Source organism: Candidatus Desulfatibia sp. (assembly GCF_036446775.1).
Classification (GTDB): domain Bacteria; phylum Desulfobacterota; class Desulfobacteria; order Desulfobacterales; family UBA11574; genus Desulfatibia_A.
In genome coordinates this window covers 1-6,481 of sequence record NZ_JAZFTO010000038.1, presented here as the reverse complement: position 1 = coordinate 6,481, position 6,481 = coordinate 1, and the positions used below count along the sequence as shown (strand labels likewise).

General features: G+C 45.6%; 7 protein-coding genes. 6 read left to right on the top strand and 1 reads right to left on the bottom strand.

Translation table 11 applies throughout. The annotated features are described in order from the left end of the window. The first annotated feature begins 161 nt into the window (after nucleotides 1–161). Entirely contained in the window at nucleotides 162–284 is a 123-nt protein-coding gene (locus V3S16_RS01685) for a hypothetical protein (protein WP_413882942.1), read from the top strand. A gap of 244 nt (nucleotides 285–528) precedes the next feature. On the opposite strand, the gene V3S16_RS01680 is transcribed toward V3S16_RS01685, so the two are convergent. Next, nucleotides 529–1,272 carry a hypothetical protein gene (locus tag V3S16_RS01680; protein WP_413882941.1) on the bottom strand — a complete coding sequence of 248 codons (744 nt, stop codon included), beginning with the start codon at nucleotides 1,270–1,272 and terminating at the stop codon, nucleotides 529–531. Nucleotides 1,273–1,513: 241 nt separating this feature from the next. On the opposite strand from V3S16_RS01680, the gene V3S16_RS01675 reads away from it, so the two are divergent. The 5 genes from V3S16_RS01675 to V3S16_RS01655 all read left to right on the top strand — a co-directional run bounded on the left by V3S16_RS01675 (nucleotide 1,514) and on the right by V3S16_RS01655 (nucleotide 6,375). Further along, nucleotides 1,514–1,951: a DUF2914 domain-containing protein gene (locus V3S16_RS01675; protein ID WP_413882940.1), complete on the top strand. Its 438-nt coding sequence runs from the start codon at nucleotides 1,514–1,516 to the stop codon at nucleotides 1,949–1,951. Nucleotides 1,952–1,984: 33 nt separating this feature from the next. Beyond that, nucleotides 1,985–3,421 (top strand): diadenylate cyclase, encoded by a 1,437-nt coding sequence (locus V3S16_RS01670; RefSeq protein ID WP_413882939.1) that lies wholly within the window; start codon nucleotides 1,985–1,987, stop codon nucleotides 3,419–3,421. Between the two features lie 202 nt (nucleotides 3,422–3,623). Further along, nucleotides 3,624–3,968 carry an ArsR/SmtB family transcription factor gene (locus tag V3S16_RS01665; protein WP_413882938.1) on the top strand — a complete coding sequence of 115 codons (345 nt, stop codon included), beginning with the start codon at nucleotides 3,624–3,626 and terminating at the stop codon, nucleotides 3,966–3,968. 111 nt (nucleotides 3,969–4,079) lie between these two features. Further along, a complete protein-coding gene (gene arsB / locus V3S16_RS01660; RefSeq protein ID WP_413882937.1) occupies nucleotides 4,080–5,261 on the top strand; it encodes an ACR3 family arsenite efflux transporter in 1,182 nt (393 codons plus the stop codon). Nucleotides 5,262–5,451: 190 nt separating this feature from the next. Next, the gene (locus V3S16_RS01655; protein WP_413882936.1) at nucleotides 5,452–6,375 is read left to right on the top strand and encodes a cation diffusion facilitator family transporter; all 924 of its coding nucleotides are present in this window, start codon (nucleotides 5,452–5,454) and stop codon (nucleotides 6,373–6,375) included. Nucleotides 6,376–6,481: the final 106 nt, after the last annotated feature.

Genomic DNA, 6,481 nt, shown 5'->3' with positions numbered 1-6,481 from the left:
AGGTCCAGTTTAATCGCCACCATCCGAAACCGCAACTTCTTTCCGATCAAAATATATTGCGAAGCCATTGCAGACGCGATTATCCGGGTCTTTAACAACAACGAAACTTCTGAAGAACTTTTCTTTGATGCGAAGGACCTCTTCATTAAGCCCCAAGAAGAATGAATAAGGTTACTGGCATGCAGCTTAAGACGCTGGGATTGTGTGGTGAATATCTCAGTACACTTCTGGCCCATCTCAATGTCACCCGGTTCCATCCTCAAAAGATCTGCATATCCCACTAACCCGCTAATTGCATTGTTCAGTTCATGTCCAATACTGCCCGCAATAATTGATACTGAAGTCTGTTTTTGCGAAGCTGCTTGCACAGCTCAACTCTATTTATCCCCGGCATAATCTTACTCCCTGTCAAATAATATCAGCCAAAGGTGATTAAAGGTTTGATAAAATGACTCCATTCTATTCTCATATTGGGCCATATAACAAATTACTTGTACCCTAAAACTCAGCAGGTATACTCAATTGGGGTTAAAATGCGGTTTTCCCTTTTTTCTTGATCTCCTCTTCACGCAGCCGGGCTACTTGTTCTTCTTTGAACAGCAATGTTTCAATGTTAGGAGCAAAATATATTACGGTATGGTATTCAGGGTCGCCATAACGGTCTTTACTTATGGATATAACCAAAATTGATTTGTCTTTTTCCCAGTATAAAGACCTGGCTTCCTTTTGCTCCCAGTTGATGGTTTTCGGCTCTCCATGTTTTTCCCGGATGGTTTCGATAATAAGTGAACCCTCTTTTTTTGATGATATTTTAAACAGTAAGGGCTTTTTTGTGTAGCCTGAAAATACCAGTTCTACATATTTAAAAGGCACTTTTTTTCTTTGGGAGTACCGGTACATTAATTTTATAATATTATGTTCTACCCTTTCTCCAGGAGGAAAATTTAATCGTTTATTGAGTTGGTCCAATTCTTTGAAATATTGTTGTATAAATCCTTGGTAGTTAACGGTCAGGTCAAGGGGGCTGCGCCTTTCGATAGCATCGGAGCCCAGTTTGTCTCTCAATTCGTCCCGCATATTGGCCGTCAGCTCCGAATCAACACCAAGATCAAAAAAGGTAAAACCTTCCTGACTCTTGAGAACCAGGGCAGATTTGGAATTTCCGGTTGTATAATCATTGCCGGCGAATATAATAACTACAGCTACAATGATACCTAAAACGAAAAAGATCCCTGCAGAAATTTGAATTTTCTTGTTCTTTAATACCGACATAAAATAACCTCTCGGCAGCACGTCCTTTTGTTTTGCATTTTATCGTCCTCCATAATATTGAAGTTTAAAGCAATAAAGTCAAGAGCGTTAATTAACTTGATTGCTTAGGATTCCTTTAATCAAGCGGCGTAGCCGCGTTGTATAAAATCGCGAAGCGATTTTATGACTTGATTAAATCTGAATATTGGTCTTAAGTGAAAGATAAACATAATTATATCTAACCGTTGTTAGAGATACACCCATGAAACGTACATTTTTTACAAGCATTATTTTACTTGTTTGTATCGCTTTTTTCCTTTCCGTTTGGGGATTTGCTCAAAATAATAAAGATACTTTACCTCGCCGGGCTTTGGAAAAGCTGACCCTTGAAAACGCCGCGATGTGTGAGGAGATCAAAGAATATACCCCCTATAATTCAGCGGTTGTTTTTTCCATCAAAATCGGTAAAGTATCCTGTTTCACCTCATTTGATCCCGTGCCTGAAAAAACATTTATATACCACAAATGGTATCACCGGGATAAACCCAGTACCAAAAAAAAATTGACCCTTAATCCGCCTCGCTGGTCAACATACAGCAGTATCCTGCTTCGAGAAACCGACAAAGGTCCCTGGCGGGTGGAAATTAGCGATCAGAAGGGCAATCTGCTTCGTATTTTAAGGTTTAGCATCACGGATTGATACCTGAATTTTGCAAAATTAAGGTAATAGACGATGGATATGCTTTTGTCTTTTTTGGCAACAATTCACTGGCAGGATGTCGCTGATATCCTGCTGCTTAGTTATATTCTGTTTCGGCTTTACGTGCTTTTCAGAGGAACCCATGTTTTCCGGGTGATTGCCGGACTTGTGATCCTCTGGTTTTTTCAGCGCATCGCTGTATTTTTGGGGCTGATTTTAACCAGCTGGGCCTTGCAGGGGATTACGGCGGTTGCCACGCTCATTATCATCATTGTTTTTAGAAATGAAATTCGCAGCGTTCTGCAGGCCAAAAATTTAAAAGCCATTCTCTGGAGTTCCCCCATTAAAACTGCTCACACGCCCACAGAAGTCATCGCAGAAAGTATTCTGGCACTATCGCGCCAACACATCGGGGCTTTGATTGTATTTCCCGCCATGGAAAACCTGCGGGATTTTGTCCAAAGTGGCATCCAATGGAACGGACTGCTCTCTAAAGAAATGATTGCGAGCATATTCTGGCATGATAATCCTGTTCATGACGGTGCCGCCATAATCCAGGAGGATCGGATTACCGAAGTCGGAGTTATCCTGCCTTTATCATACCGCAACGACCTGCCTTCACATTACGGCACGCGCCACCGGGCCGCATTAGGATTGGCCGAGGTAACCGGCGCTTTGATTATCGTCGTATCCGAAGAAACCGGTAATGTTGTGGCGGCTAAAGACTCCAACATCATCGACATCGGCACTAATGATGAGCTGATAAAAATATTAAAGGATCATGCCGGCGTATTTGAAGAAGAGAAGGGTTTCTTTAGAAAAGAAAAACTCGAGCTCGGCATCGCCGCTCTGGCTTCTCTTATCTTAATAACCGCCGTGTGGTTCAGCTTTTCAAGGGGTCTGGATACCCTGATGACCCTGGAAATACCTGTGGAATATACTAAAAGCGATCCTAAGATCGAAATAATTGAAACATCCGTCAATGCCGTCAGTCTTCAATTGGGAGGGTCAAGCGCCCTGATAAAATCGATTCGACCGGAACAGATTCAGGTGCGGCTGGATTTGGACAAAGCTGTTGCCGGTCGCAATACGTTTTCCATCACCCGGGATAACATTACCCTGCCGCCGGGCATTTTTCTAAAAAAAGTCAGCCCGTCGGTGGTTGAGGCGACCCTGGAGGTCATCATAAAAAAAGCATTGCCCTTGCAGGTGGACTGGGTTGGTAAATTGCCGGAGCATTTGATCCTTTCCGAGATTAAGCTTGACCCTGAAAAAATTGAAATCATCGGCGGTAATCGAATTTTGGAAAACATCTCCACCATCTATACGGCCAAGATACCGCTTGATAACCTGCAACAATCCGGAAGCATGATGATTAACCCGGTCCTCAATCCCGCATCCTTAAAAATTTCATCAGAATCAAAAGACCAGATTATTGTTTCGTATGTGATTAAACCAAGACGGCAATAAATGTAGGCGTTCAAAGGTTCAGAGTTCCCCGTTCAGCCTGCGACGAGCCCTTCGGCTGTGAGCTCAGGGTCGAACGCTTCAGCCGAGTCGGGTTACCTTAAACCTCTGAACCTATGAACCCCTGAACGGCTACCAATAAATCCCCTTGACAAACGACAATCGAACAACTATATTCCTCAAAATGAATATATGGTGGGTCTAAATGAAAGACTTTGTCAAGGTCATGAAAGCGCTTTCCGATCCGAACCGGGTCAAAATAATCAAAATGCTTCAGCATAAGAAGCTGTGTGTCTGCGAAATTCAGGCCCTTTTGCAAATCGCCCAGCCCAGCGTTTCCAAACATCTTAAAATGCTTGAAAGTACTGGTTTTGTGATGTCATCCAAAGATGGTTTGTGGGTCAACTACCATCTCTCGGATGGCAGCTCGTCGCCTTATGTGGCCAGCATTCTAGGCAATCTTAAACACTGGTTGAATGCTGATCCTGAGACGGTGGACATCATTGCTAAACTGCCGGATATCCGGCGTGAAGACCTGTGCAAACAATAAGACTAAATAGCTAAATAGCTATACAGCTATTTTGCTTCTATCCGAAATAGGTAAAATCCCGGCCAAAGACGATATAAAATCCTGGTTGACCGGTTAAGAGGAGAAAAAATAGTGACAACTGAAGCTTGCATCACCAAAGAGGCCCAAGGACTCAGTTTTTTCGAAAAATATCTTTCCGCCTGGATAGCACTCTCGATCATAGCCGGGATTGTCCTCGGCAAGATCGCCCCGGGAGTGGCCCAATACCTTGACAGTCTGGCCATATTCGTTGGAGAAGCACCGGTGGTTTCCATTCCTATCGCCGTCTGCCTTTTCTTCATGATGTATCCCATCATGGTCAAAATCGATTTCGGCGAAGTCCTGATGGCCGGCAAAAATATCAAACCGGTAGGGCTGACCCTCTTCGTCAACTGGGCCGTAAAGCCCTTCACTATGTATGCCATTTCGCTTTTCTTCTTAGGTACGCTCTTTTATAATTTTATCGGTCCCGAAGCCGTGGATCACGTCAAAATGCCGCTGGGGCTGAATCTTGCTGTAGGCGGAACTTACGGCGTGGGTCAAGTGGTGCTGGTCAACGGGGTTAAAATGCTTCAAGTACCTCTCTGGCGGAGTTACCTGGCCGGTTGCATCCTTCTGGGAATTGCGCCCTGCACGGCCATGGTCCTGGTCTGGGGGTCTCTGGCCCGTGGCAACGACGGGCACACACTGGTGATGGTGGCCATTAACTCTCTTGCCATGCTTTTTCTTTTCGGTCCTCTGGGCGGTTTCCTGCTGGGTATAGGGCGGCTTCCGGTTCCGTGGCAGGCGCTGGTGCTTTCCATTGGAATCTACGTGGCCCTGCCGCTTGTAGCGGGCTATATTTCCAGAAGACTCATTATTAAAGCCCGCGGGGAGGCCTGGTTCAAAGAGAAATTTCTCCATGTACTAACGCCCTTTACAATTACGGCCCTGCTGATTACGCTCGTGCTGCTCTTCTCCTTCAAGGGCGACGTGATTTTATCCAACCCGCTGACCATTCTCTGGATCGCAATTCCCCTTTTCATTCAGACCAACCTGATTTTCTGGCTGGCCTACGGTCTGGCCAAACTGATGAAACTGGATTATAAAGATGCGGCCCCGTCGGCCATGATCGGAGCCTCCAATCATTTTGAAGTGGCCATCGCTACTTCGATCATGCTTTACGGCCTTTCCTCGGGCGCGGCCCTGGCTACCGTTGTGGGAGTATTAATTGAAGTACCGCTAATGCTCATGCTGGTTAAAATTTGTCTTAAAACAGACCACTGGTTTTCCTGAACAAACTATGATGGCGTCGTAAAAAATCCCATCTACTGCGTTGTAGTATTTTTTCAGACACTCGGCATACTACATGTATGGCCTCGTTCCTGAAAAAATACTACGCCTTGTATATGAACCTTTTTACTTAGCCATCTATAATTGAATTCGTGACTTTTTACTAGATCATCAACTATGATAAATTCTTAACATGCATAAAAACAAACCTGATAAAAACCTTCTCCCTTGTGAGAGTGCTCAACATGTGAACCAGGTGCGGCGTATTTCCTGGATCGGACTGGCTGTCAATTTATTCCTGGCGACGCTGAAATTTGTGGTCGGGTTTGTGGGCAACAGTCAGGCGGTTATCGCCGACGCGGTCCACAGCCTTTCGGACATGGGCACGGACCTGGCCGTGATTTTTGGCGTAAAATACTGGTCGGTGCCTGCCGATGAAGACCACCCTTACGGGCATTGGCGTATCGAAACCATCGTCACGGCGGTTATCGGCATTTCTCTGGTGATGGTTGCCATGGGAATCGGCTACAATTCCCTGGCAACTATGCGGGATATGCATTTAAAGCAGCCCGGATGGATCGCGCTTGTAGGCGTAGTGGTCTCTATCGTACTCAAGGAATGGCTGTATCACTGGACCTTTGCGGTCGGCCGGCGCACAAAATCTTCCGCCGTGATTGCCAATGCCTGGCATCATCGCAGCGACGCTTTAAGCTCAATACCGGCCCTAATTGCCGTAACCGCTGCCGCCATACATCCAAGCCTGGCCTTTTTGGATTATGTCGGCGCTCTGGTCGTATCACTCATTATTCTCAAGGTTTCCTGGAAAATATTAAGCCCGGCCCTTTCAGAGCTTACAGACCGCGGCGCGCCTCACAAAGATCGGGAAAAAATAAAATCTATCGCCATGGATGTAAATGGAGTGAAACATGTCCATGCCATTCGTACCCGCAAGGTAGGAACTGGTCTTTTCGTGGACCTTCATGTTCTGGTGGACGGCGAGACGCCTGTTCGCAAAGGGCACCAGATATCTCGATTAGTCAAATACAAATTGATTGAGCAGGGGCCCGAAATACTTGATGTCGTCGTGCATCTGGAACCATATGACGACCAAAAATAATGGCGTCGTAAAAAGTCCCATCTACGGCGCTTGTCCGCCTCAGGCGGGTTGTAGTATTTTTGCAGACATTAGGCATACTACATGTATGGCCTCGTTCCTGCTTGCG